Origin of the sequence: Burkholderia sp. Se-20373 (genome assembly GCF_017104705.1) — a bacterium.
Classification (GTDB): Bacteria; Pseudomonadota; Gammaproteobacteria; order Burkholderiales; family Burkholderiaceae; genus Burkholderia.
This window is the reverse complement of sequence record NZ_JAAGPH010000014.1, coordinates 13,499-36,903: the sequence shown is the minus strand read 5'-3', so window position 1 is coordinate 36,903 and position 23,405 is coordinate 13,499. Positions and strand designations below refer to the sequence as shown.

23 protein-coding genes are annotated in these 23,405 nt (G+C 66.8%); 8 read left to right on the top strand and 15 right to left on the bottom strand.

Annotated features, from left to right (window positions below):
- Nucleotides 1-7 precede the first annotated feature (7 nt).
- The 7 genes from G3N96_RS07650 to G3N96_RS07620 all read right to left on the bottom strand — a co-directional run bounded on the left by G3N96_RS07650 (nt 8) and on the right by G3N96_RS07620 (nt 8,354).
- On the bottom strand, nt 8-1,216 hold the full coding sequence (locus G3N96_RS07650; protein WP_206136835.1) for a chromate transporter: 1,209 nt from the start codon (nt 1,214-1,216) through the stop codon (nt 8-10).
- A gap of 190 nt (nt 1,217-1,406) precedes the next feature.
- Nucleotides 1,407-3,746: an EAL domain-containing protein gene (locus G3N96_RS07645; RefSeq protein ID WP_124582638.1), complete on the bottom strand. Its 2,340-nt coding sequence runs from the start codon at nt 3,744-3,746 to the stop codon at nt 1,407-1,409.
- A 219-nt stretch (nt 3,747-3,965) separates the two neighbouring features.
- A complete protein-coding gene (locus G3N96_RS07640) occupies nt 3,966-4,847 on the bottom strand; it encodes a PhzF family phenazine biosynthesis protein (protein ID WP_206136834.1) in 882 nt (293 codons plus the stop codon).
- A 13-nt stretch (nt 4,848-4,860) separates the two neighbouring features.
- Nucleotides 4,861-5,319 carry a RidA family protein gene (locus G3N96_RS07635; RefSeq protein ID WP_011352811.1) on the bottom strand — a complete coding sequence of 153 codons (459 nt, stop codon included), beginning with the start codon at nt 5,317-5,319 and terminating at the stop codon, nt 4,861-4,863.
- A gap of 42 nt (nt 5,320-5,361) precedes the next feature.
- Nucleotides 5,362-6,543 (bottom strand): PLP-dependent aminotransferase family protein, encoded by a 1,182-nt coding sequence (locus tag G3N96_RS07630; RefSeq protein WP_047852437.1) that lies wholly within the window; start codon nt 6,541-6,543, stop codon nt 5,362-5,364.
- A 152-nt stretch (nt 6,544-6,695) separates the two neighbouring features.
- Nucleotides 6,696-7,604, bottom strand: coding sequence for a DMT family transporter (locus tag G3N96_RS07625; protein WP_124582642.1), 909 nt, complete (start codon nt 7,602-7,604; stop codon nt 6,696-6,698).
- Nucleotides 7,605-7,661: 57 nt separating this feature from the next.
- Nucleotides 7,662-8,354: a VOC family protein gene (locus G3N96_RS07620; RefSeq protein ID WP_206136833.1), complete on the bottom strand. Its 693-nt coding sequence runs from the start codon at nt 8,352-8,354 to the stop codon at nt 7,662-7,664.
- Between the two features lie 230 nt (nt 8,355-8,584).
- Between G3N96_RS07620 and G3N96_RS07615 the strand changes: the two genes are divergently transcribed.
- From G3N96_RS07615 to G3N96_RS07600, 4 genes are all read left to right on the top strand, one after another.
- Nucleotides 8,585-10,045, top strand: coding sequence for a PLP-dependent aminotransferase family protein (locus G3N96_RS07615; protein WP_124582647.1), 1,461 nt, complete (start codon nt 8,585-8,587; stop codon nt 10,043-10,045).
- Nucleotides 10,046-10,203: 158 nt separating this feature from the next.
- Nucleotides 10,204-12,102 carry a molecular chaperone HtpG gene (htpG, locus tag G3N96_RS07610; RefSeq protein ID WP_206136832.1) on the top strand — a complete coding sequence of 633 codons (1,899 nt, stop codon included), beginning with the start codon at nt 10,204-10,206 and terminating at the stop codon, nt 12,100-12,102.
- A gap of 8 nt (nt 12,103-12,110) precedes the next feature.
- Entirely contained in the window at nt 12,111-12,707 is a 597-nt protein-coding gene (locus tag G3N96_RS07605) for a chorismate lyase (protein ID WP_206136831.1), read from the top strand.
- A complete protein-coding gene (locus G3N96_RS07600) occupies nt 12,707-13,183 on the top strand; it encodes a DNA-deoxyinosine glycosylase (protein ID WP_206136830.1) in 477 nt (158 codons plus the stop codon). The genes G3N96_RS07605 and G3N96_RS07600 overlap by 1 nt, the downstream gene beginning before the upstream one ends.
- A gap of 61 nt (nt 13,184-13,244) precedes the next feature.
- On the opposite strand, the gene G3N96_RS07595 is transcribed toward G3N96_RS07600, so the two are convergent.
- The 3 genes from G3N96_RS07595 to G3N96_RS07585 form a co-directional block, all read right to left on the bottom strand.
- A complete protein-coding gene (locus tag G3N96_RS07595) occupies nt 13,245-13,568 on the bottom strand; it encodes a helix-turn-helix transcriptional regulator (RefSeq protein WP_206136829.1) in 324 nt (107 codons plus the stop codon).
- A complete protein-coding gene (locus G3N96_RS07590; RefSeq protein WP_046544690.1) occupies nt 13,565-13,927 on the bottom strand; it encodes a type II toxin-antitoxin system RelE/ParE family toxin in 363 nt (120 codons plus the stop codon). The genes G3N96_RS07595 and G3N96_RS07590 overlap by 4 nt, the downstream gene beginning before the upstream one ends.
- A gap of 343 nt (nt 13,928-14,270) precedes the next feature.
- Nucleotides 14,271-14,525, bottom strand: coding sequence for a hypothetical protein (locus tag G3N96_RS07585; protein ID WP_206136828.1), 255 nt, complete (start codon nt 14,523-14,525; stop codon nt 14,271-14,273).
- Nucleotides 14,526-14,669: 144 nt separating this feature from the next.
- Between G3N96_RS07585 and G3N96_RS07580 the strand changes: the two genes are divergently transcribed.
- The 3 genes from G3N96_RS07580 (at nt 14,670) to G3N96_RS07570 (ending at nt 17,575) form a co-directional block, all read left to right on the top strand.
- Complete coding sequence (locus G3N96_RS07580) at nt 14,670-15,587, top strand: spermidine synthase (RefSeq protein ID WP_206136827.1); 918 nt, start codon at nt 14,670-14,672, stop codon at nt 15,585-15,587.
- Nucleotides 15,588-15,785: 198 nt separating this feature from the next.
- On the top strand, nt 15,786-16,028 hold the full coding sequence (locus tag G3N96_RS07575; RefSeq protein WP_011352801.1) for a DUF3311 domain-containing protein: 243 nt from the start codon (nt 15,786-15,788) through the stop codon (nt 16,026-16,028).
- Nucleotides 16,025-17,575 (top strand): sodium:solute symporter family protein, encoded by a 1,551-nt coding sequence (locus tag G3N96_RS07570; protein WP_206136826.1) that lies wholly within the window; start codon nt 16,025-16,027, stop codon nt 17,573-17,575. Before G3N96_RS07575 ends, G3N96_RS07570 begins: the two co-directional genes overlap by 4 nt.
- Nucleotides 17,576-17,642: 67 nt before the next feature.
- On the opposite strand, the gene G3N96_RS07565 is transcribed toward G3N96_RS07570, so the two are convergent.
- The 5 genes from G3N96_RS07565 to G3N96_RS07545 form a co-directional block, all read right to left on the bottom strand.
- Nucleotides 17,643-18,098, bottom strand: coding sequence for a VOC family protein (locus tag G3N96_RS07565; protein ID WP_124582657.1), 456 nt, complete (start codon nt 18,096-18,098; stop codon nt 17,643-17,645).
- Between the two features lie 251 nt (nt 18,099-18,349).
- Nucleotides 18,350-19,303 (bottom strand): transaldolase, encoded by a 954-nt coding sequence (gene tal / locus G3N96_RS07560; RefSeq protein WP_206136825.1) that lies wholly within the window; start codon nt 19,301-19,303, stop codon nt 18,350-18,352.
- 168 nt (nt 19,304-19,471) lie between these two features.
- Nucleotides 19,472-20,683 (bottom strand): benzoate/H(+) symporter BenE family transporter, encoded by a 1,212-nt coding sequence (locus tag G3N96_RS07555; protein WP_206136824.1) that lies wholly within the window; start codon nt 20,681-20,683, stop codon nt 19,472-19,474.
- A gap of 54 nt (nt 20,684-20,737) precedes the next feature.
- Complete coding sequence (locus G3N96_RS07550) at nt 20,738-21,913, bottom strand: VWA domain-containing protein (RefSeq protein WP_206136823.1); 1,176 nt, start codon at nt 21,911-21,913, stop codon at nt 20,738-20,740.
- Nucleotides 21,914-21,940: 27 nt separating this feature from the next.
- Entirely contained in the window at nt 21,941-22,783 is an 843-nt protein-coding gene (locus G3N96_RS07545) for a MoxR family ATPase (protein ID WP_089426034.1), read from the bottom strand.
- 246 nt (nt 22,784-23,029) lie between these two features.
- On the opposite strand from G3N96_RS07545, the gene G3N96_RS07540 reads away from it, so the two are divergent.
- The gene (locus G3N96_RS07540) at nt 23,030-23,389 is read left to right on the top strand and encodes a c-type cytochrome (RefSeq protein ID WP_011352793.1); all 360 of its coding nucleotides are present in this window, start codon (nt 23,030-23,032) and stop codon (nt 23,387-23,389) included.
- The last annotated feature ends 16 nt before the right edge of the window (nt 23,390-23,405 follow it).

Here is a 23,405-nt window from a genome sequence, read left to right as displayed (position 1 = left end):
CCGCCCGTCAGCGCGCGGCGGCCAGCAGCCACACGCCGCAAGCCACCGCGACCGTGCCGTACACGGCATAGACGGGCACCTTGAAGCGTGCGAAGCACAGCGTCGCGAAGGCGCCGGTCAGCCAGTAAACGGGGTCGACGGGTTCGCGGTACAGGATCCTCACGACGGCGACGACGAGAAAACCCGTGGTCGCCGCACGCAGCAGGCGCATTCCGTGCTCGAAGCGCGAATGGCGCTTGAGCCGGGACAGGTGGTTCTGCGCAAACACGACGAGGCATCCCGACGGAATGAACAGCGCGGCCGTCGCGAGCAGCGCGCCGACCCAGCCGTCGGTCAGGTAGCCGAGAAACGGGACGACGTTCAGCAACGGCCCCGGCGAGACAGGGGACAGAGCGAACGCCAGCGTGAAGTCGTGATCGGAGATGCCCGTTGCGGGCGTGACGAACAGCGTCTTGAGCACGGGCAGCGCGGAAAAGCCGCCGCCGAACAGCGTCATGCCGGCGCCGGCGAGACGCGGCCACAGCAACGTCGCCTGGTAATCGCCGGGCAGCGGCACCGCGAACAGCGTGACGAGCACGCCGAGCAGCACGAGCAGGTTGCGGTCGCGGGTCGACAACGTGAAATCGACCGCGTCGCGTTGCGGCGGCCCCGTGAGCCAGCCGGCCGCGAATGCGGCGAAGAGAATCCCGACGAAGGCGGCCGGATTATGTGCGAAACCGAGCAGAATCGTCGACAGCGCGGCGATCAGTTGTTCGCGCCGTGTGCGCGCGAGCGAGCGCAGCTGCTTGACCCACGTGACGCCGATCAGCGCGGCGAGCACCATCCCGAAGTGATTGATCAGCATCGGCGCGGCGAGCGAGCGCACGAGCGGCGTGCGATAGAAGATCGCGAACAGCGTCATCAGGATGGAGAACGGCAGTACGCTCGCGATGCCGGCGATCCACGCGCCGATGCGGCCGTGCAGGATCTGGCCGACCTGCACCGCCACGTTGCAGCCGACGGGGCCCGGCACCAGCCAGGCCAGCGCGACGAGGTCGCCGAAGACGTTGGGCTCGATGCGCTTCAGCCGCTCCACGTAGTGGCGTTCGAGCTGCGCCATCATCGACAGCCCGCCCCACGAGACCGCCGAAATGCTGGCGACGACCTTGAACAGGTCCCACAGGGACGCCTGCGCCTGTTCGATGTCAGCGGTCGCTTCGATTTCGACGGTAGTCATGTTGGTGGTGTGAGCGCGGGGCCCGATCTCTCGCGTGTGGCCATGCCGGCGGCCCGCCGACACGTTGGCCCTCCCAATTGTCCGCCGCGCACCGTGACACTGCCATGCGCGAAAACGCTAGTTCATGAACTAAACAATTGGATCGGAAAACGAAACAGTGACGGCGCGCGCAACGCGCGCCGCGGTGCGCTTACGCGCCCGTGCTGCCGGTCGCGCGATGCGCGATCACGTTCGGCGCGTCGCCGCGCACGCCGAAGCGTGCGATCAGCGCGGGAATCGCGTCGGCCGGCACCGGTCGCGAGAACAGGAAGCCTTGCGCCTCGATCTCGCCGAGCGCGGCGAGCCACGTGATCTGCTCCTCGGTTTCCGTGCCTTCGACGACGACGGTGAGGCCGAGCGAGCGCGCAAGATGCACGATCGACGACACCATCACGCACACGCTGCGATCGTTCGGGATGGCCTGTACGAACGAGCGGTCGACCTTCAGCGTATCGACGGAGAAGCGGTGCAGGTACGACAGCGACGAATAGCCGGTGCCGAAATCGTCGAGTGCGATCCGGATGCCGAGCTTCTTCAGCGCGACGATCTTCTCGGACACGAGCTCCGGATATTCCATCATCGCGGTCTCGGTAATCTCGATCTCGAGCCGGTTCGCATCGATGCCGGTGTCCTGTAGCGCCTGCGAGATCGTCTCGATCAGGTCGCCGCGCCAGAATTGCACGGGTGAAATGTTGACCGCGAGCGTCAGCGTGTCGTGGCCGTCGTCGCGCCAGCGCGCGATCTGCTCGCAGGCGGTGCGGATCACGAAGTCGCCGATCGGCACGATCAGGCCGGTCGATTCGGCGATCGAAATGAATTCGTTCGCGGAGATGATCCCGTGCTCGGGGTGATCCCAACGCGCGAGCGCCTCGAAGCCGGTGATGTGGCGGTGCGTGAGGTCGATCTTCGGCTGGTACGCGAGGAACAGCTGCCCTTCGGCGAGCGCGACGCGCAGTTGCTGCTCCCAGCGCATCAGGTGGTCGGCGCGGTGCGACAGGTGCGGCGCATAGAACTGGTAGCAGTTCTTGCCGGCATCCTTCGCGCTGTACATCGCGAGATCGGCCTTCTTCAGCAGGTCGATCTCGCTCTCGTTCGCCACCGTGTGCAGCGCGATGCCGATGCTCGCATGCAGCACGAACGAGCTGCCGCGCACGTCGAACGGTTCGCCGAACATCCGGATGATCGCTTCCGCGAGCCGCACCGCACGCCGCTCGACGTCGTCGCCCTTCATCACCACGACGAATTCGTCGCCGCCGATGCGCGCGAGCGAGCCTTCGTCGCCGACCGCATCGGACAGGCGCGACGCGGTCATCTGCAGCACGATGTCGCCGGCGTTGTGGCCGAGCGTGTCGTTGACGGTCTTGAAGTTGTCGAGATCGATGAACAGCAGCCCGAGCCGCGACAGGCTCGCCGGCATCGACACGTCGTTGCGCAGCCCGCGCAGCGTCGCATAGCGGTTCGCGAGACCGGTGAGCAGGTCGTATTCGGCGAGCTGCGTCATTTCGCGCTCACGGCCGAGCAGCTTGCCGATCAGGCCCGTCGCGACGCCGAAGAACGCGAGCATCGCGAGCGTGATGAAGCTCGTCATCAGCAGGTAGACGTTGCGCGTGTGGTAGTAGTCCGCGAATTCCTCGGTTTGCGACAGCCCGACCATCACCGCGAGCGGGTAGCCGTCGAGGTGGCGGTACGACACGATGCGCGTCACGCCGTCGATCGGGTCGATGATCGTGCCCGTCACGCGCTCGGCGATCGGGTAAACACCCGACGCGGAAAACGCGCCGGGCGCGTTGCTGACCGAGCCCGTGCGCCGCGCGAGCACCGCGCCGGTATCGGACACGACCGCGATCACGCCTTCCTTGCCGATCGCCGCGTTGTTGTAGAAGTCGTTGGTGAAGTAGCTCGGGTCTTCCGACACGACGACGATGCCCGCGAAGCTGCCGTCCGGGTTGTTCAGGCGCCGTGTCATCTGCAGCGTCCAGTGGCTCGACACGCGGCCGAGTACGGGCTTGCTGATGAACAGGCGGTCGTCGTTGTGCGCGAGGTGGACCTTGAAGTGCTCGCGGTCGGACAGGTTGATCGGCTGCGGATGCAGCTCGGCCGTGTTCGCGAACAGGATGCCCTTCGCGTTGACGAGCGAGACCTGGATCAGCGTATCGCTCGGCACGACGCCTTTCTCGACGGCGCTGGCGAGGTTGAAGCGGGCGGGCGACTTCTCGAATTCGAACTTGACGAAGCGGGTGATCTGGTCGACCTGGTGGATCGCCTTGACCGTATGCTGCTCGAGCGCGGAGGACAGGATCGCCGCGGAAGCCGCTGCTTCCTTGTACGCGCTGTCCTTTTCCACCGACAGACGCGCGATGATCACGGCCCACAGCAGCGCGAGCGCCAGCATCCCGAGCAGCGGGATCGCGAATAGCGCACGCCGGCGCGATTTGCGCGGCGCGCGTAGCGGCCGGGTCGGCGGCGTGTGGTTGGACCGGGCGGAGCTCATCGAAGCGGGTGGCGTCCTGCTCGCGTGCGCCATCCGTCTGGATGGCTGACTATTGGTTGGGGTTGTCCCGACGTCTGTTCGTTCGCGGGACACGCAACCATGGACAGACCTCCGAAACAACGGATTAGGCCCGATATTACTGGTTGGAACGTTTTTGCGATAGTTGGGCGAATCGTAGGGGGCGCCGGACGGGCCGGCGCCATCGCACATCGCGAAATGTCAGGCGGGTGACAGGAAAGTGCCGTCGACGACGGTAACGACCTGGCCGCCGATCCACGTGGTGCCGTCTTCGTCATAGCTGACGAAGATGCGGCCGTCGCGGCCGATCGCCGTCCCCTGGCGGGCCGTATACGACTGGCCGGGGCGGCGTTCCTGCCGCGTCAGCAGCCCCGCGAGCGCGGCGTTCGCGCTGCCGGTGACGGGATCCTCGCCGAAGCCGAAATTGCCGCCCGTCATCAGGCAGCGGATTTCGAACGTCGCGGGGCAGCCTTCGGCGTGCGGCGCATAGACGGCGACGCCGTCCGTGCCGTAGCGGTGCGTGAGCGCCGCCAGCGCGGCCGGATCGGGCGTCAGGCCGATGCAGGCATCGGCCGACTTCAGCCGCACGACCAGCCATGGCGCGCCGTTGTCGACCGCGCACGGCTCGGCATCCAGATCGAGCGCGTCGCTGCGCAACGCGGCAGCCAGCGCCGCGTAGTCCGAGCGGTCGAGCGGCGTGACGCGTGCCGGAGGCGCGGCGAACGCCCAGCCGTCGGCCTGCTCGCGCAGCGCGACCCGGCCGACCCCGCACTGCTGGATCAGCCGGCCCGGCGTGCGCGGCCGCGCGCCGCTTTCCAGGAACGCATGCGCGGTGCCCAGCGTCGGGTGGCCGGCGAACGGCAGTTCGCCCTCCGTCGTGAAGATCCGGACGCGGTAGTCGGCTTCCGGATCGGTCGGCGTGCAGACGAACGTCGTTTCCGACAGGTTCGTCCAGCGGGCGATCGCGAGCATGTCGTCGTCGCCGAGCGCATCGGCGTCGAACACCACGGCGAGCGCGTTGCCCTTGAACGGCACCGACGTGAACACGTCGACCTGCTTGAAACGGACGAGACGGCCGGGCATCGTGCCGCGTTCGTTATGCAACTTCGGCGATCAGCTCGATCTCGACGCACGCGCCGAGCGGGATCTGCGCCACGCCGAATGCCGAGCGCGCGTGCTTGCCGGCGTCGCCGAACACTTCCGCGATCAGTTCCGACGCGCCGTTCGTCACGACGTGCTGTTCGGTGAAGTCGAGCGTCGAGTTGACGAGGCTCATCAGCTTGACGATGCGCGTGACCTTGTTCAGGTCGCCGGTGTGCGCGTGCAGCGTCGCGAGCAGGTCGATCGCGATCGAGCGGGCGGCGGCCTTGCCGTCTTCCGTCTGTAGATCCGCGCCGAGCTTGCCGGCCCAGACCTTGCCGTCCTTCTTCGCGATGTGGCCCGACAGGAAGACCGTGTTGCCGGTTTGCGCGCTCATCACGTAGGCGGCGGCCGGTGCGCCGGCGGTCGGGAGCTCGATGCCGAGCGACTTCAGCTTGTCGTAGACGTTAGCCATGGATTCGATTCCTCGTAGAGAGTCGTGACAGGAAAAAGGGGATCAGAGACGCTCGCGCAGCAGCTTGCCGAGGCGCGCGACGCCTTCCTCGATCTTCTCGGGCGGCACCGTCACGAACGACAGGCGCAGCGTGTTCTGCTGCGCGTTGTCCGCGAAGAACGGCGCGCCCGGCACGAACGCGACGTGATTGTCGACGGCCGTGGCGAGCAGCTTCATGCTGTCGATCTGCGCGGGCAGGTTCACCCAGATGAACATCCCGCCTTCCGGGCGGTTCCACGTGACGCCTTCCGGCATGTGGCGCTCGAGCGCGCCGAGCATCGCGTCGCACTGCGCGCTGTACAGCTCGCGGATCGTCGGGATGTGCTCGTCGAGGAAACCATCCTTGATCACTTCGTGCGCGATGCGCTGCGTGAGCGTCGGCGTGTGCAGGTCGGTGGCCTGCTTGGCCTGCACGAGCTTGAAGTGGAGTTCCTCGGGCGCAATGATGTAGCCGATCCGCAGGCCCGGTGCGAGCACCTTCGAGAACGTGCCGAGGTGCACGATGTGATCGGGCGCCATCGACAGCATCGTCGGCAGCGGCTCGCCGCGGTAGTTCAGCGCGCCGTACGGATCGTCTTCCAGCACCGGGAACGGGCTCGACTGCGCGAACGCGGCGAGCGCGCGGCGGCGCTCGACGGGCAGGCGGCGGCCGGTCGGGTTCTGGAAGTTCGGCTGCGCGTACAAGAGGCGCGCGCCTTGCGTGAGTTCGGGCGTCAGGCCGTCCGGCAGCAGGCCCTGCTCGTCGGTCGGCACCTGCACGTAGCGCGGCTCGTACAGCGAGAACGACTGCAGCGCGCCGAGGTAGGTCGGGGTTTCGACGAGGATCGGGCTGCCCGGATCGACGAGCGCCTTGCCGAGCAGGTCGAGCGCCTGCTGCGAGCCGGTCGTGATCAGCACCTGCGACACGCGCACGCTGTAGCGCTCGGCGATCCATTCGCGCAGCGGCAGGTAGCCTTCGGTCGCGCTGTACTGGAGCGCGGCGGCCGGCGCGTCGCGCAGCACGCGATCGGCGGCGGCGCGCATGCGCTCGGCCGGGAACGTGGCAGGGGCGGGCAGGCCGCCGGCGAACGAGATGACCTCGGGGCGCTCCGTGACCTTCAGGATTTCGCGGATGGCAGAGCTCGTCAGCTTGCGTGCGCGTTCGGAAAGCTGCCAGTGCGGCGGATGCAGGTCGCTCGGATTCATAGTCTCCTCGTTCGGATATCGTGGTCAGTCAAGAAAGGTCGTTCGGGCAAATCGCGTCGACGCCGCCGGGTGGGCAGGCACGAGCGCGATCGAGCCTTCGCGGCCGGGTGGGCAAAACCGATCAGGCAAAACGTCCATTATGGCGCAGCTGTTCAGCCGGCGCGAGCCGGTTGCGCGGCGGTGGCGACCGCCGAGCGGCGCCCGAGCACCACGGTGCCGATCACCGCGGCCGCGAACAGCCACGTCGACGGCGTCACCGTTTCGCCGAACAGCAGCGCGGAAAAAGCAATCGTGAAGAAAATCTGCAGCAGTTGCACCTGGCCGACGCGCGCGATGCCGCCCATCGCGAGCCCCGCGTACCACGCGAAAAAGCCGATGAATTGCGAAAAGAGGGTCACGTAGCCGAACGCGAGCCAGGTGCGCAGCGCGAGCGGGCCCGGATGCGCGGCATGCTGCGTCCATGCGAGCCAGCCGACCGGCAGCACGAGGAACGGCGCGGACACGACGAGCGCCCAGCAGATCACCTGCCAGCCGCCGATCTGGCGCGCGAGCCGCGCGCCTTCCGCATAACCGAGCGCGCCGATGCCGACCGCGACGAGCATCAGCGCGTCGCCGGCCTGCACGGTGCCGCCGCCGTCGCGCAGCGCGAACGCGATCACGAGCGCGCTGCCGGCCACCGCGCTGGCCCAGAACGCCTTCGACGGCCGCTCGTGCGACAGCCAGGCCGCATACAGCGCGACGAACAGCGGCTGCAGCCCGTTGACCACCGCGCCGTGCGACGCCGGGACCGTTTTCATTGCCCACGCGGAGAACACCGGGTACGCGATGATCACGCCGAGCGACGTGATCGCGAGGCTCTTCAGCTGCGCGCGGGTCGGCAGCGGCTCGCGGCGCCACCACAGCAGCAGGCCCGCCGGCACGGCGGCGGCAAGCGCGCGGCCGAGCCCGTTGAGCAGCGGATGGAGTTCGGAGACGACGATCCGCGTCATCGGCAGCGTCAGGCTGAAGATCATCACGCCGATGAGGCCGAGCAGCATGCCCCGAGTTTCGCGCGAATTCATGAAGTGGGTGTCTCCGTGTTGCCGGTAGGGGTGTGGTTCAGGGCGGCGGCAGGGTGCTCAGCGCAGCGTGCGCGCGCCCTGCGGCGTGTCGAATTCGGCGACCAGCGCGGGCGGGCCGTCGGCGGCGTCGAGGTCGAGCAGGTGGGCGGCGCCGAGCCAGTCGAGCTGTTCGCGGAGCGCGTCCGCGCGCGGGTGGGCGCCCTTGAGCGCCTTCAGCGCGACGCCGTCGCCCGGCAACGATTCGGCCGGGTGGCGCGCGCTGTCCCACTGGATCAGCGACGGCAGGAGGCCGTCGCCCGCGCCTTGCCACGCCGGGAACGTGCCGTCGTCGGGCACGGTGAGGCCCCAGCTCAGGTCGCCGCGCCGCATCGCGACGACCGGCGGGATGCGCGCCGGGTACTGGCTTTGCCACAGCGCAAGCTGTCGCGGACGGTCGACCCGCGCGACCCAGTGCGCGAGAAACGGGCCTTGCGCAAGCCGCGCGTGCATGGCCGGATCGTCGAGCCCGAACAGCCGCGCGCGGGGCGGTTCGGCGCCGGCGTTCGGCGTAGGCGCATCGGGATCGATCGCGATCACTTCGAGGTAGAGCCCGCCCCACGCGCCGAACAGCGCATTGTGGGTCCGCATCAGCGCGTGGCGGCCGCCGCCGGCCGGTTCGATGCCGAGCGCGTCGGCGACGTGGCGGACGCCTTCGTCGAGCGTGCGCGCGGCGATCACGAGATGGTCGAGTGTCAGGGAGCGGGCTGGCATGAACGTCGGTCGGGAAGCGAAAGTGTCATGGTGGGCAGGCGATGCGCCGGGCGGTGGCCGGACCGGCCGGCGTACCGGCCGCGAGGCGGGCCGGTGGGCACGGTGCCAGATGCGGCGGGGCCGGAACGGTGGCCGCACGGTCGCTATTCCGGTCAACTGTAATCGTCGCTACCGGCACAGTAACGGTACAATCGGCGCGATAGCCTTCGGTACAGTTGGAGTTGCCGCCCATGTCCACCGTCCCACTCGCCCAGATTCCCGTGCCGCACGACACGGCCACGCTCACGCTCGTCGACCAGCTTGTCCAGTGGGCGCGACGGCGCATCGACGAACGCGTGTTCCGGCCCGGCATGCGGATGCCGTCGATCCGCAAGCTCGCGCTCGACAAGAGCGTGTCGCGCTTCACCGTCGTCGAGGCGTACGAGCGCCTCGTCGCACAGGGTTACCTCGACTCGCGGCGCGGCTCGGGCTTCTACGTGCGCGAGCGCACGGCCGCCGGCCCGCAGCCGGCCGACGGCGTCGCACGCGTGGCCGAGGCCGCGCCGGTGCACAACACGATCGACGTCGTCTGGCTGCTGCGCAACATGCTGCATACCGTCAGCCCGGAAAAGGGGCCGGGTCTCGGCTATCTGCCGGGCCGCTGGCTCGACGGCGAACTGATCACCGGCGCGCTGCGCGCGCTCGGGCGCCAGTCCGGCGCGCAGATGCTCGGCTTCGGCACCGCGCAGGGCTTCCTGCCGCTGCGCCAGCAACTGCAGACGCGCCTCGCCGAAGTGGAGATCGGCGCGAAGCCCGAACAGATCGTGCTGGTGTCGGGGATCACGCAGGCGATCGACCTGATCGCGCGGATCTACATGAAACCCGGCGATGCGGTGATCGTCGGCGATCCGGCCTGGTTCCAGATGTTCGGGCGCTTCGCGGCGCAGGGCGCGCAGCTCGTCGGGATGCCGTACACACCGGACGGCCCCGATCTCGACGCGCTCGAAACGCTCGTCCAGATGTGGCGACCGAAGATGCTCGTGCTCAATTCGGTGCTGCAGAACCCGACCGGCACGTCGCTGTCGGCCGCGCAGGCGTTCCGGATCCTGAAGCTCGCGGAGGCGTACGACTTCCTCGTCGTCGAGGACGACGTGTACGGCGACCTGTGCCCGCCGAGCTATCCGGCCACGCGCCTCGCGAGCCTCGACCAGTTGAAGCGCGTGATCTACCTCGGCAGCTATTCGAAGACGCTCGCGGCGAACCTGCGGGTCGGCTACGTCGCGTGCGCGCCGGAGATCGCGAAGGCGGTCACCGACCAGAAGATGCTGGTCGGGATGACGACGCCCGAGCTCAACGAGCGCGTGCTTTACAAGATCCTGACCGAAGGACATTACCGGCGCCACGTCGAGCGGCTGCGCGCGCGGCTCGACGGGGTGCGCGACAAGACCGCGCGGATGCTCGAGCGCACGGGGCTCGGCCTGTTCACGATGCCGGCGGCCGGGATGTTCCTGTGGGCCGACACGGGCGTCGATTCGGACGCGCTCGCGGCGGTCGCGCACGAGGCCGGTTTTTTGCTGACGCCGGGCAGCCTGTTCTCGCCGCAGCAATCGCCGTCCACGTGGATGCGCTTCAACGTCGCGAACTGCGGCGATCCGGCGCTGCCGGCGCTGCTGTCGCGCTATATCGATTCGGCCGTGCGCCGCGCATCGTGACGCGGCGCGGCACGCCCGCCCTTGAAATCGGGCGTGCCGCCTCCAGATACGCGCGCAAACCGCCAGCGCCGGGCGGTCGCCTTTCACGGGCCGGCCGGCATCGCGGGCGGGGCGCCTGCGCCACACCATTCAAGTTCAAGTAAGAGGAAACAGCATCCATGGCACATGAAACGATGAGCTTTCAGGCAGAGGTCAAGCAACTCCTCCACCTGATGATCCATTCGCTCTACAGCAACAAGGAAATCTTCCTGCGCGAACTGGTGTCGAACGCGTCCGACGCGGCCGACAAGCTGCGTTTCGAAGGGCTCGCGGACAACGCGCTGTACGAGAACGATCCGAACCTGCGCATCCGCATCGGCTACGACAAGGCCGCGCGCACGATCACGATCGACGACAACGGCATCGGCATGAGCCGCGACGAAGCGATCGCGAACCTCGGCACGATCGCGCGTTCGGGCACCAAGGAGTTCTTCACGAAACTGTCCGGCGACCAGCAGAAGGATGCGGCGCTGATCGGCCAGTTCGGCGTCGGTTTCTACTCGGGCTTCATCGTCGCCGACAGGATCACCGTCGAGACGCGTCGCGCGGGCCTGCCGGCGAGCGAAGCCGTGCGCTGGGAAAGCGCGGGCGAGGGCGATTTCACGATCGACGCGATCGAGCGCGCGCAGCGCGGCACGACGATCACGCTGCACCTGCGCGAAGGCGAGGACGAACTGCTGTCGTCGCACCGCCTGAAGTCGATCATCCAGAAGTATTCCGACCACATCGCGCTGCCGATCCTGATGCAGAAGGAAGAATGGGATCAGGAAAAGGGCGAGATGGTCCTGAAGGACGAGGACGAGACCGTCAACCAGGCGAGCGCGCTGTGGACGCGATCGAAGAGCGACGTCACCGACGAGCAATACACGCAGTTCTACCAGCACATCGCGCACGACCACCAGGATCCGCTCACGTGGACGCATAACCGCGTCGAGGGCCGCAGCGAGTACACGCAACTGCTGTTCGTGCCGTCGCACGCGCCGTTCGACCTGTGGAACCGCGACTATCGCGGCGGCCTGAAGCTGTACGTGAAGCGCGTGTTCATCATGGACGACGCCGAGCAGCTGCTGCCGCAATACCTGCGTTTCGTGAAGGGCGTGGTCGATTCGGCCGACCTGCCGCTGAACGTGTCGCGTGAAATCCTGCAGGAAAGCCGCGACGTGAAGGCGATCCGCGAGGGCGTGACGAAGCGTGCGCTGTCGATGCTCGAAGAGCTCGCGAACGCGGAAGAGGATACCGGCAAGGAGAAGTACAAGACGTTCTGGAACGCGTTCGGCCAGGTGCTGAAGGAAGGCCTTGGCGAGGATCACGCGAACCGCGAGCGCATCGCGAAGCTGCTGCGCTTCGCGTCGACGCACGGCGACACCGATGCGCAGGACGTGTCGCTCGCCGACTACGTGTCGCGCATGAAGCCCGAGCAGAGCAAGATCTACTACGTGACCGCCGATACGTGGCAGGCCGCGAAGAACAGCCCGCATCTGGAAGTGTTCCGCAAGAAGGGCGTCGAGGTGCTGCTGCTGACCGACCGCGTCGACGAATGGATGTTGTCGTTCCTGCACGAATTCGACGGCAAGCCGCTCGCGAGCGTGGCGCGCGGCGACCTCGACCTCGGCGAGCTGAACGACGAGGAGAAGAAGGCGCAGGAGCAGGCGGGCGAGGCGATCAAGCCGGTCGTCGAGAAGATGAAGGCAGCGCTCGGCGACAAGGTGAAGGAAGTGCGCGTCACGTTCCGCCTGACCGATTCGCCGTCGTGCCTCGTCGCGGACGACAACGACATGAGCGGCTACCTGCAGCGCATGCTGAAGGCGGCTGGTCAAAACGCGCCGGCGATGCAGCCGATCCTCGAGATCAACCCGGAGCACGCGCTCGTGAAGCAGTTGAACGCCGACAGCGCCGATTTCGGCGACTGGTGCCATCTGCTGTTCGATCAGGCGCTGCTGGCCGAAGGCGGCATGCTCGACGATCCGGCAAGCTTCGTGAAGCGGACCAACGCGCTGCTGCTGTCGCGCGCCGCGTGAACACGCGGATGCGATTCGACGGCGCTCTGGCCGGCTGGCGCGAGACGCCGCGGCCTGGCTGCACGCTCGATCAGCGTGACTGGCTGACGCGCGGCGGATCGCTGACCGCGCACCTCGCGCGGCTCGGCCGCGTGGCCGTGCGCGTGACGCGCGAGGCCGTCGACTGCCCGTGGTTCGACGAGCCGGACGCGCTCGCCAGTGCGCCGCGCGCACCGATGTGGGTGCGCGAGGTGATCCTGTCGGTCGACGGCACGCCGTATGTTGCCGCGCACAGCATCGCGCCGCTCGCGGCCAGCAAGGGCGTGTGGCAGGCGATGCGGCGGCTGCGCACACGGCCGCTGGCGGAGTTGCTGTACAGCGATCCGCAGGTCGAGCGTTCGGCGCTCGTCAGCCGGCGCGTGATCGCCGGCCATCCGCTGTATGCGCTGGCGAGCCACGCGCTTGGCGGCGCGCGTGCGCCGCATTCGTTCGCCGCGCGGCGCTCGGTGTTCCAGCGTCACGGCAAGCCGTTGATGGTCACCGAGTGCATGCTGCCGGCGCTGTGGCGCCATCTCGATGCGCACGGCGACGGGCCGCGCTCGGGCGGCCCGGACGGAGGCGCGTGATGTTGCGGGGTTTTCCGCCGGTCGTCGCGGCGAATACGCACACGATGATCCTCGGCAGTTTTCCGGGCGAGGCGTCGCTTGATGCCGCGCAGTATTACGCGCATCCGCGCAACCAGTTCTGGCGATTGTTGGGTGCGGTGCTCGGCGAGCCGGGGCTGCATGAACTCGCGTATGACGCGCGGCTCGAGCGCGTGTTGAAGCACGGCATCGGCATCTGGGACGTGCTCGATGCGTGCCATCGGCAAGGCAGTCTCGATTCCGCGATCCGCAATGCGAAGCCGAACGACTTCGCGTCGTTGCGCGAGCATGCGCCGTTGCTGAAGAAAGTGTGTTTCAACGGGAAGACGGCGGGGCGGTTTGCCGAGGTGATCGGTCAGGCCGGATACGACACGCTCGTGCTGCCGTCGTCGAGCCCGGCGAATGCGATGCTGTCGTTCGAGCAGAAGCTCGCGCAGTGGCGTGGAATCCTTTCCTGAAGGATCGGGCCCTTGCGGCATCTGCTATCGGCCTCCCGACGCGATCGGCCAGGCGCGGCCGTCACGCTGCGAAGACGACTTCGATGTGCCCTTCGACTTCCGATTGACGATCGGGCCCGACGACGATGCGCACGTCGCGTCCGAGCTTCGCCAGACATTCGAGCATCTTCGTTTCGCTGACGCCGCGAAACTGCCCGCGCAGCATGTTCGACAGCTTCGGCTGCGTGATGCCGAGCAACCGGGCCGCGTGCTGCTGTGTCCATTGGCGCGCCTTGATGATTTCCGCGATCTTCGCGGCGAGTTGGGCTTTCACCCGCATTTCGGCGGCATCGTGCATGCCGAGATCGGCGTAGACGTTGCCGCTGCCCTGTTCGATTTCGATCATCGCCTTACTCCTTGTGCGTGTGCTTCGGCCGCTTTCAGACGTTCGCGGACGAGATCGCTGTCCGGCCTCGGTGTTGCGATACCGATCGACGATTTCTTCTGGAAACAGTGCAGCACGTACACGCTGCTGCCGAGCTTCACCGTATAGACCGCGCGATACGTGCCGTTGTCTTCCGATTCAACGATCTCGAGCACGCCGGCCGAGCCGAATCCTTTCAACGGCTTGGCCTGATCGTGCTTGCGTCCCGTCTGCGCCAGATACAGCGCATAGCCGAACGTGTCCTGCACGGCTTGCGGCATCGCTTTCAAATCCTTGCGCGCTGAGCCGAGCCAGTACAGCGGTTTGATGTATGGATCCATCGACGAATTTATCCCTATTTGGGTATATTTTCAAGCGGTGCGCACGAACGCCGTGCGGCCGCTCAAATGCGGCATCGCGAGCGTGCAGGGCGGGGTGGTAGGGGTAGCAGTCGGCAGATCGAGCAGCACCGACGGGTGACGCCGGTTCAGTACCGGATGCGGGCGTGGCGAAGGCGAATGCGCATGTGACCTGCCGAGCAGGGCCGATTCGTCACATTCTTGCGTTGCGCGGGACCCGAGACAATTCAGCCGTTCGACAGAGCGCTGTCACGGCGTATCGATGATGGAAGGCGGACAGGTGTTTCTTCCCGGCCCGCCGTTGCAGCAGCGGGGCGAGCGAAGCTCAATCGTCCCTGCCCCATCGCCACCGCGGCTTCTCGCCCTTTACCCAGCACACCGCGGTGAGCAGCGTGACCAGCACTACGATGCAGGCGCCATACGCGAACGGCGACTCGCGTGGTGGCACGAGCCATGCGCTCGCGACGATCCCGATCGCGAACAGCAACAGCACGACCCACCCTTGCCAGGCCACCGGCAGGCCCCATCCCCAGCCGTAGCGTTTGGCCGGAAACCAGATATTCCTTTCGTTCGACGTCATGTGTTCTCCAGTGATCCGCGAATGCAGCGTAGCGCCGACGCGATTCAACGTCACGCGAGGCCGCGCGTGGGTCGCGGTCTCCGTTCTCCCACCAATGCTATCCTCTCGTCCGCTAAAACCAGCTTCACCCAGCGAGATTCACACATGACCCGACTGATCAAGCGCGCGTCCGCCGAGGCGCGCGCGTCCAAGCGCAGCAAGCCGTCCGCATACAACGGCCCCGAAAAGCTCCAGCCGCCGCGCATGAAGCGCCGCCCGGAGATCGACGAACACGACGACGTGCCCGTGCTCGAAGCCCCGCGCAAGCCGCGCTTCGCGCCCGTCACGTTCTCGGAAGAGGGCGGCGTGCGCTTCCTGCACTTCGGTACCGAATGGGTGCAGGGCGCGATGCGGATCTCGAAGCCGCTGCATATCGAGCTCGAATACGCACAGCAGATGATGGCGTGGCTGTTGTTCCTGGAAACGCCAGAGCGGATCGTCCAGCTCGGGCTCGGCACCGGCGCGCTGACCAAGTTCTCGCACCGCTTCCTGTCGCACGCGAAGGTCGAGGCCGTCGAGCTGAACCCGGCCGTGATCGTTGCCGCGCGCACGATGTTCGCGCTGCCGCCCGACGATGCACGTCTCGCCGTGCATGAAGCCGACGCGTGGGATTTCGTCAACGACCCGGCCAACCGCGGCACGACGGGCGCGATCCAGATCGACCTGTACGACGCGACCGCACGCGGCCCCGTGCTCGACAGCGTCGCGTTCTACCGCGCGGTGCGCGGCTGCCTCGCCGATGCGGGCATCGCGACGATCAACCTGTTCGGCGATCATCCGAGCTTCGTGCGCAACATGAAGCACCTGAACGCGGCGTTCGATCACCGCGTGATCGCGCTGCCGGAAGTGCATGATGGCAACCGGATCGCGATCGCGTTCTCGGGCCCCGCGCTCGACGTGTCGTTCGCGCAGCTCGACGAACGCGCGAAGCTGATCGAGGACACGCTGAAGCTGCCCGCGCGCAAGTGGGTGAAAGCCTTGAAAGAAACGACCGGCGCACGCGACACCGCGTTCGCGATCTGACGCTTCATGCACCGGCGGCATGCCGGTGCAACCACGCGACAAGGGGCGGATCACCTCGGGTTCGCCCCTGCTTGACCGCGTGCGAGCGGCTCCTATACTGGCGCGAAGCCAGGGGAGCCGCAGCCTACCCGTTTTGCGCTCCTCTCGGCGCCGTACCCGCTCAACAAGATCGATAACCGGGAAAGATGAGGAGACGTCATGGCTCACGATGCCGACGCCAACCGGGCCGCCAAGCGCTGGCTCTGGCTGCTGGTACTGCCGCTGATTGCGATGGTCTGGGTACCGTCGTACAGCAAGATCGAACCGCAATGGTTGGGTTTTCCGTTTTTCTACTGGTACCAGCTGCTTTGGGTCTTCATTAGCGCGGTGATCACCGCGTTCGTGTACTTCAAGACCAAGAACGCGTGGAAGGCGAGCGGCCCGCAGGGAGGTGCGCGATGAATCTCGGCGCAACCTTCGTCTTCGTGCTGCTGTTCATCGGCGTCACGATCATCGGTTTCCTGGCCGCGAACTGGCGGCGCGGCGATCTCGCCCATCTCGACGAATGGGGCCTCGGCGGCCGCCGCTTCGGCACGATCGTCACGTGGTTCCTGCTCGGCGGCGACCTCTACACCGCCTACACGTTCGTCGCGGTGCCCGCGCTCGTGTTCGGCGCCGGCGCGATGGGCTTCTTCGCGCTGCCGTACACGATCCTGATCTATCCGTTCGCGTTCGTGGTGTTTCCGAAGCTGTGGAGCATCGCGAAGCGGCACGGCTACGTGACGGCCGCCGACTTCGTCAACGCACGCTACGGCAGCCGGATGCTCGCGCTCGTGATCGCGGTCACGGGCATCGTCGCGACGATGCCGTATATCGCGTTGCAGCTCGTCGGTATCGAGGTGGTGATCGGCGCACTCGGCTTCGACACGACCGGCTTCGTCGGCGACCTGCCGCTGATCATCGCGTTCGCGATCCTCGCCGCGTACACGTACACGTCGGGCCTGCGCGCGCCCGCGATGATCGCGATCGTCAAGGACATCCTGATCTACATCACGATCGCCGCGGCGGTCATCGTGATTCCTGCGAAGCTCGGCGGCTTCGGGCACATCTTCGCGAGCGTGCCGCCCGGGAAGCTGCTGCTGAAGGCGCCCGACGCGATGAGCCTGAACGGCTACAGCGCGTATGCGACGCTCGCGATCGGCTCGGCGCTCGCGCTGTTCCTGTATCCGCACTCGGTCACGGCGATCCTGTCGTCGTCGTCGGGCAACTCGATCCGCCGCAACATGGCGATGCTGCCCGCGTATTCGTTCGTGCTCGGCCTGCTGGCGCTGCTCGGCTACATGGCGCTCGCATCGGGCGTGAAGGACATGCCGCAGTACGCGCCGTACTTCAAGGCCTTCGGCCCGAACTTCGCGGTGCCCGCGCTGTTCCTCCAGTATTTCCCGTCGTGGTTCGTCGGCGTCGCGTTCGCGGCGATCGGCATCGGCGCGCTGGTGCCGGCGGCCATCATGTCGATCGCGGCCGCGAACCTGTACACGCGCAACATTCACCGCGAGTTCGTGAACCGCAACATGTCGCACGAGCAGGAAACGCACGTCGCGAAACTCGTGTCGCTGATCGTGAAGGTCGGCGCCGTCGCGTTCATCCTCGGGCTGCCGCTGACCTACGCGATCCAGCTGCAGCTGCTCGGCGGGATCTGGATCATCCAGACGCTGCCGGCGATCGTGCTCGGCCTGTACACGCGCGTGCTCGACCATCGCGGCCTGCTGGCCGGCTGGGCGGCCGGCATCGTGTGCGGCACGTGGATGGCGATCTCGCTGAAGCTCGCCAGCTCGATCTTCACGATCCACCTGTTCGGCCTCGCGATTCCCGGCTACGCGGCCGTATGGTCGCTGGTCGTGAACCTGGTGGTGGCGGTGGCGGTGAGCGTGCTGGTGCGCGTGATGGGCATGGCGCATGCGGAGGATCGCACGCGGCCGGAGGACTATCTCGACGTGGTGGAAGGCTGACGCCGCCTGTACGGCCTCGCAATGAAAAAGCCCGCCACCGGCAAGGTGGCGGGCTTTGTTTTTCGCGTTACCCCTGCGCGCGCTCCGCGAGGCTCTCGCGCTGCGACAGATCCTCGACGTTGACCATCCAGTGCACGCCGAAGCGATCCTTCGCCATCCCGAAGCCGAGCGCCCAGAACGTCTTGCCGAACGGCATCGTCACTTCGCCGCCGTCGGCGAGCGCATTGAACAGCTTCTGGCCTTCCTCGACCGTCGCCGGGTTCAGCGACAGCGAATAGCCGGCGTGCATGCCGCCGCCGGGCTGGCTGCAGTCGCCATCCGAGCACATGATCATCGAGTCGCCGATCGTGAAGCTCGCGTGCATCACCTTGTCGGCTATCTCCGGCGCAATCGTGTAGTCGGGATTCGGCGGCGCGTCCTTGAAGTGCATCTTGAACATCGTCTTCGCCCCGAGTGCCTTTTCGTAGAACTGAAGGGCTTCGTCGGCGCGACCGTAGAACGTCAGGTACGGTTGGACTTGCATCGTTGTCTCCTGGAGTGGGGAGCCGGCCTGCGCATTCGCGCGGGTTCGGCGTCGTGCGAGACTGACTGGGAAAGGGCGCCTCGGGAGGCGGCCGACGCACCCGTGACGTGGATTGTAGTGCGCGTGCTTGACGATGGAATGAAAATTAAAAACGGCCGCGAACATGACGTTCGCGGCCGTGTGCGGCGTGCGTGCTGACGGCTGTTGCCAGTGTTGCTGACAGCCGCTGACGCTTGTTGCGGCTCAGCGGCTCAGCGCAGCGAGTCGATCAGCTTCTCGAGCTTCACCGCGTCGGCGGCGAATACGCGGATGCCTTCGGCGAGCTTTTCGGTCGCCATCGCGTCGTCGTTCAGCTGGAAGCGGAACGCGGCCTCGTCGATCGCGACGCGCGAGGCGGGCTTGTCCTGCAGCGCTTCCGGCGACAGCTTGCGCGTGACCGTTTCGTTGCTGTCCTGCAGCTTCTGCAGCAAATCGGGACTGATCGTCAGCAGGTCGCAGCCGGCCAGTTCGGTGATCTGGCTGGTCGTGCGGAAGCTCGCGCCCATCACTTCGGTCGTGTAGTCGAACGTCTTGTAGTACGTGTAGATGCGGCGCACCGACTGCACGCCCGGATCGTTCGCGCCGCCGTCCTTCTCTTCATTCCACTCGGCGCCGGCCTGCTTCTTGTACCAGTCGTAGATGCGGCCGACGAACGGCGAGATCAGCTGTGCGCCGGCTTCCGCGCAGGCGGCGGCTTGCACGAGCGAGAAAAGCAGGGTCATGTTGCACTTGATCCCTTCCTTCTGCAGCACTTCGGCCGCGCGGATGCCTTCCCACGTCGACGCGAGCTTGATCAGGATGCGCTCGCGGCCGATGCCGGCTGCTTCGTACAGCTTGATGAGTTCGCGGCCCTTGTCGATCGAGCGCTGCGTGTCGAACGACAGACGCGCGTCGACCTCGGTCGACACGCGGCCCGGGATCAGCTTCAGGATCTCGGTGCCGAATGCGATCAGCAGGCGGTCGATGATGAAATCGGTGCTTTCGTTGCGATGATCGCGGACGGTTTTCTCGAGGATCGGCTTGTACGCATCCTTCTGGACGGCCTTCAGGATCAGCGACGGGTTCGTGGTCGCGTCCTGCGGCTGGTATTGCGCAAGCTGCTGGAAATCGCCCGTGTCGGCGACGACGGTCGTGTACTGCTTCAGCTGGTCGAGTGCGGTAGTCATGGCGATTCGGAAGAAGGGCGCAAGGCGCCGGGTTCTCACGGGCCGCGCGAACGCGGCGGCGAAGCGAGGCGGCGCCGGGCACCGCCTCCGATCCGCTATTCTAGGCCCGATTCGTGTCGGGCACGTTCCAGCGTGTCCGAAGGCCGCAGCGGCGGGCGCCGTGCCGCGTTACGCGGGGCGGCGCGCGGTCAGGATCACCTGCGTGACGATCCCCGCGACGAGCCCCCAGAATGCCGAGCCGATCGACAGCAGCGTGAGGCCCGACGCGGTGACCATGAACGTGACGAGCGCGGCTTCGCGCTGCTTCACGTCCTGCATCGCGTTCGCGAGGCCGCTCATGATCGAGCCGAACAGCGCGAGCGCGGCGACCGACACGACGAGCGCCTTCGGCAGCGCCGCGAACAGCGCGGCGATCGTCGCGCCGAAGATCCCCGCGACCAGGTAGAACGTGCCGCACCACACGGCGGCCGTGTAGCGTTTCGCGCGATCCTCGTGCGCTTCCGGACCCGTGCAGATCGCGGCCGTGATCGCCGCGAGGTTGACGCCGTGCGAGCCGAACGGCGCGAGCAGCAGCGACGCGAGGCCGGTGGTCGCGATCAGCGGCGACGACGGGGTCTGATAACCGTCCGCGCGCAGCACCGCGATGCCCGGCACGTTCTGCGACGCCATCGCGACGACGAACAGCGGAATGCCGATGCTGACGATCGACGCGATCGAGAACGCGGGCATCGTGAACACGGGCTTCGCGAACGCGATGTGAAAGCCGCCGAAGTCGAGCAGGCCGAGACCGCCGGCGACCGCCGTGCCGACGATCAGCGTCGTGACGATCGCATAGCGCGGCGCGAGCCGCTTGACGATCAGGTACGTGAAGAACATCGCGAGCACGAGCGCGGTCTGGAACTGCGCGGCGCGGAAGATCTCGATGCCGATCTCGAACAGGATGCCCGCGAGCAGCGCGGCTGCGATGCCGGCCGGAATCTTGCGCATCAGCGTGTCGAACAGCCCGCTCACGCCGACGGCCGTGAGCAGCACCGCGCAGACGACGAATGCGCCGATTGCCTCGGGGTAGGGCACGCCGGGCAGCGATGCGATCAGCAGCGCGGCGCCGGGCGTCGACCACGCGACGACGACGGGCGCGCGAAAGCGCAGCGACAGGCCGATCGTCGTCAGCGCCATGCCGATCGACAGCGCCCAGATCCACGACGAGATCTGCGCATCGGTGAGGTGGGCGGCGCGGCCGGCCTGGAACATCAGCACGAGCGAGCTCGTATAGCCCGTCATCATCGCGACGAAGCCGGCGACGAGGGCCGAGACGGACGTATCGGCGAAAAAGCGGCGGCCGCCGGCGCGGCTGGCGCTCGCGGTGGGCGAGGGGTTCATGCTATCTCCGGGGGGAGGCCGCTCGGGCGCGGCCTTCGTGTCTGGGTGGGGGCGTTACTTGCTGAGTGCGCGCATCGCGGTTTCGAGGCCCGCGAGCGTGAGCGGATACATGCGATGGCCGAGCAGGTCGCGGATCACCGCGACCGACTGCCGGTATTCCCATAGCCGCTCGGGCTCGGGGTTCAGCCATGCATGATGGGGGAACTGGTCGGCGAGGCGGCGCAGCCATACGGCGCCGGCTTCCGGGTTGTTGTACTCGACCGAGCCGCCGGGCTGCAGCACTTCGTACGGGCTCATCGTTGCATCGCCGACGACGATCAGCTTGTAGTCGGGCGTGAACTTGTGCAGCACGTCCCACGTCGCGGTGCGTTCCGAGTGGCGGCGGCGGTTGTTCTTCCACAGGTGGTCGTACACGCAGTTGTGGAAGTAGAAGAACTCCAGGTGCTTGAATTCGGCCTTCGCGGCGGAGAACAGCTCTTCGGTGCGCTTGATGTGATCGTCCATCGAGCCGCCGACGTCGAGCAGCATCAGCACCTTCACGTTGTTGTGGCGCTCGGGCACCATCCGCAGGTCGAGCCAGCCTGCGTTCGCGGCGGTGCTGCGGATCGTGCCGGGCAGGTCGAGCTCCTCGGCGGCGCCTTCGCGCGCGAAGCGGCGCAGCCGCCGCAGCGCGACCTTGATGTTGCGCGTGCCGATCTCGACGGAATCGTCGTAGTCGCGATACGCGCGTGCTTCCCATACCTTCACCGCGGTGCGGTTGCCGTTCGACGGGCCGCCGATGCGCACGCCTTCCGGGTTGTAGCCGCCGTGCCCGAACGGCGACGTGCCGCCGGTGCCGATCCACTTGTTGCCGCCTTCGTGGCGCTCCTTCTGCTCGTCGAGCAGCGCCTTCAGGCGCTCCATCAGCTTGTCGAGCCCGCCCATCGCGTCGATCTGCGCCTTCTCTTCCGGCGACAGCTCGCGCTCGAGGCGCTTCTCGAGCCAGTCGAGCGGAATGTCGAACGCTTCGGACGGCAGCGCGGACACGCCGTGGAAATACGCGCCGAACGCCTGGTCGAACTTGTCGAAGTACTGCTCGTCCTTGACGAGCGTCATCCGCGCGAGGAAGTAGAACGCGTCGATCGACGGCGAGATCAGCCCGGCCTTCAGCGATTCGAGCAGCGTCAGGTATTCCTTCACCGAGACGGGCAGCTTGGCTGCACGCAGCGCGTAGAAGAAATTGAGCAGCATGGCCGGGCCTTCGCGGGTGAGAGAGGATTACCGGTTGTGCCGGTTCATGTAGACGAGCCGTTCAAGCAGGCTCAGGTCCTGCTCGTTCTTCAGCAGCGCGCCCGCGAGCGGCGGCACGATCTGCTTCGCATCCACGCCGCGCAACTGGTCGGCCGGGATGTTCTCGGCGAGCAGCAGCTTCAGCCAGTCGAGCAGCTCGGACGTCGACGGCTTCTTCTTCAGGCCCGACACGCCGCGCAATTCGAAGAAACTCTCGAGCGCCGCGCGCAGCAGCTCCTCGCGGATGTCCGGGAAATGGACCGCGACGATCTTCTGCATCGTCGCCGGGTCGGGAAACTGGATGTAGTGGAAGAAGCAGCGGCGCAGGAACGCGTCGGGCAGCTCCTTCTCGTTGTTCGACGTGATGATGACGAGCGGGCGGTGCTTCGCGCGAACCGTTTCCCGTGTTTCGTACACGTGGAACTCCATCCGGTCGAGCTCGCGCAGCAGGTCGTTCGGGAATTCGATGTCGGCCTTGTCGATCTCGTCGATCAGCAGCACGCTCGGGTGCTCGGCATCGAACGCCTGCCACAGCACGCCCTTGACGATGTAGTTCGAGATGTCCTTCACGCGCGCGTCGCCGAGCTGCGAATCGCGCAGCCGCGACACGGCGTCGTATTCGTACAGGCCCTGCTGCGCCTTCGTGGTCGACTTGATGTGCCACTGCAGCAGCGGCATGTCGAGCGCGGCGGCCACTTCCTCGGCGAGCATGGTCTTGCCGGTGCCGGGCTCGCCCTTGATCAGCAGCGGGCGTTGCAGCGTCAGCGCGGCATTGACCGCGAGCTTCAGATCGTCGGTGGCGACGTAGTGCGAGGACCCTTCGAAACGCATGGCGGCGCTCTTCTCAATCGGGGAAAAAAACCCAGTATAAGTCAGAAGGGCTGTCCGGTTGGGCCACGCCCGCGTATCGTTGCGGGGCTGTGGCGGGGCGAACCGGGGTGCCTTGTGGACGCGTTCCCCGCCGACGCGGTACAATCTGGCCGTTTTTTTTGGCCTGCGTGGCGACCTGATAAGCATAACGGCGCGGGCCGTTGCCGCTTCGGCGCCAGTTTCCCCTCAAGCTAGGTTACAAGAGCTATGAACAAATTCGTCGGCAAACACGTCGTTGTCGCAGCGCTCGTGGCGCTCGCGGGCAGCGCGCAGGCGGCCGGTGTGGTCGGCAACCCGAAGGACGGGGCGAGCAAGGCCGCCATGTGCATCGGTTGCCACGGCATCCAGGACTACCGCGCGGCGTACCCGGAGGTCTACCGGGTGCCTGTCCTCGGCGGCCAGAACCAGCAATATCTCGAGAACGCGCTGAAGGCCTATCGCAAGAAGGATCGTCACTTCCCGTCGATGAATGCGATCGCCGGTTCGCTGACGGACCAGGACATCGCGGATCTGGCGGCGTACTACGCCGTCCAGAAGGCCGACACGAAGGACAATCCCTACAAGTAAAGCGCGCGCCGCCGAT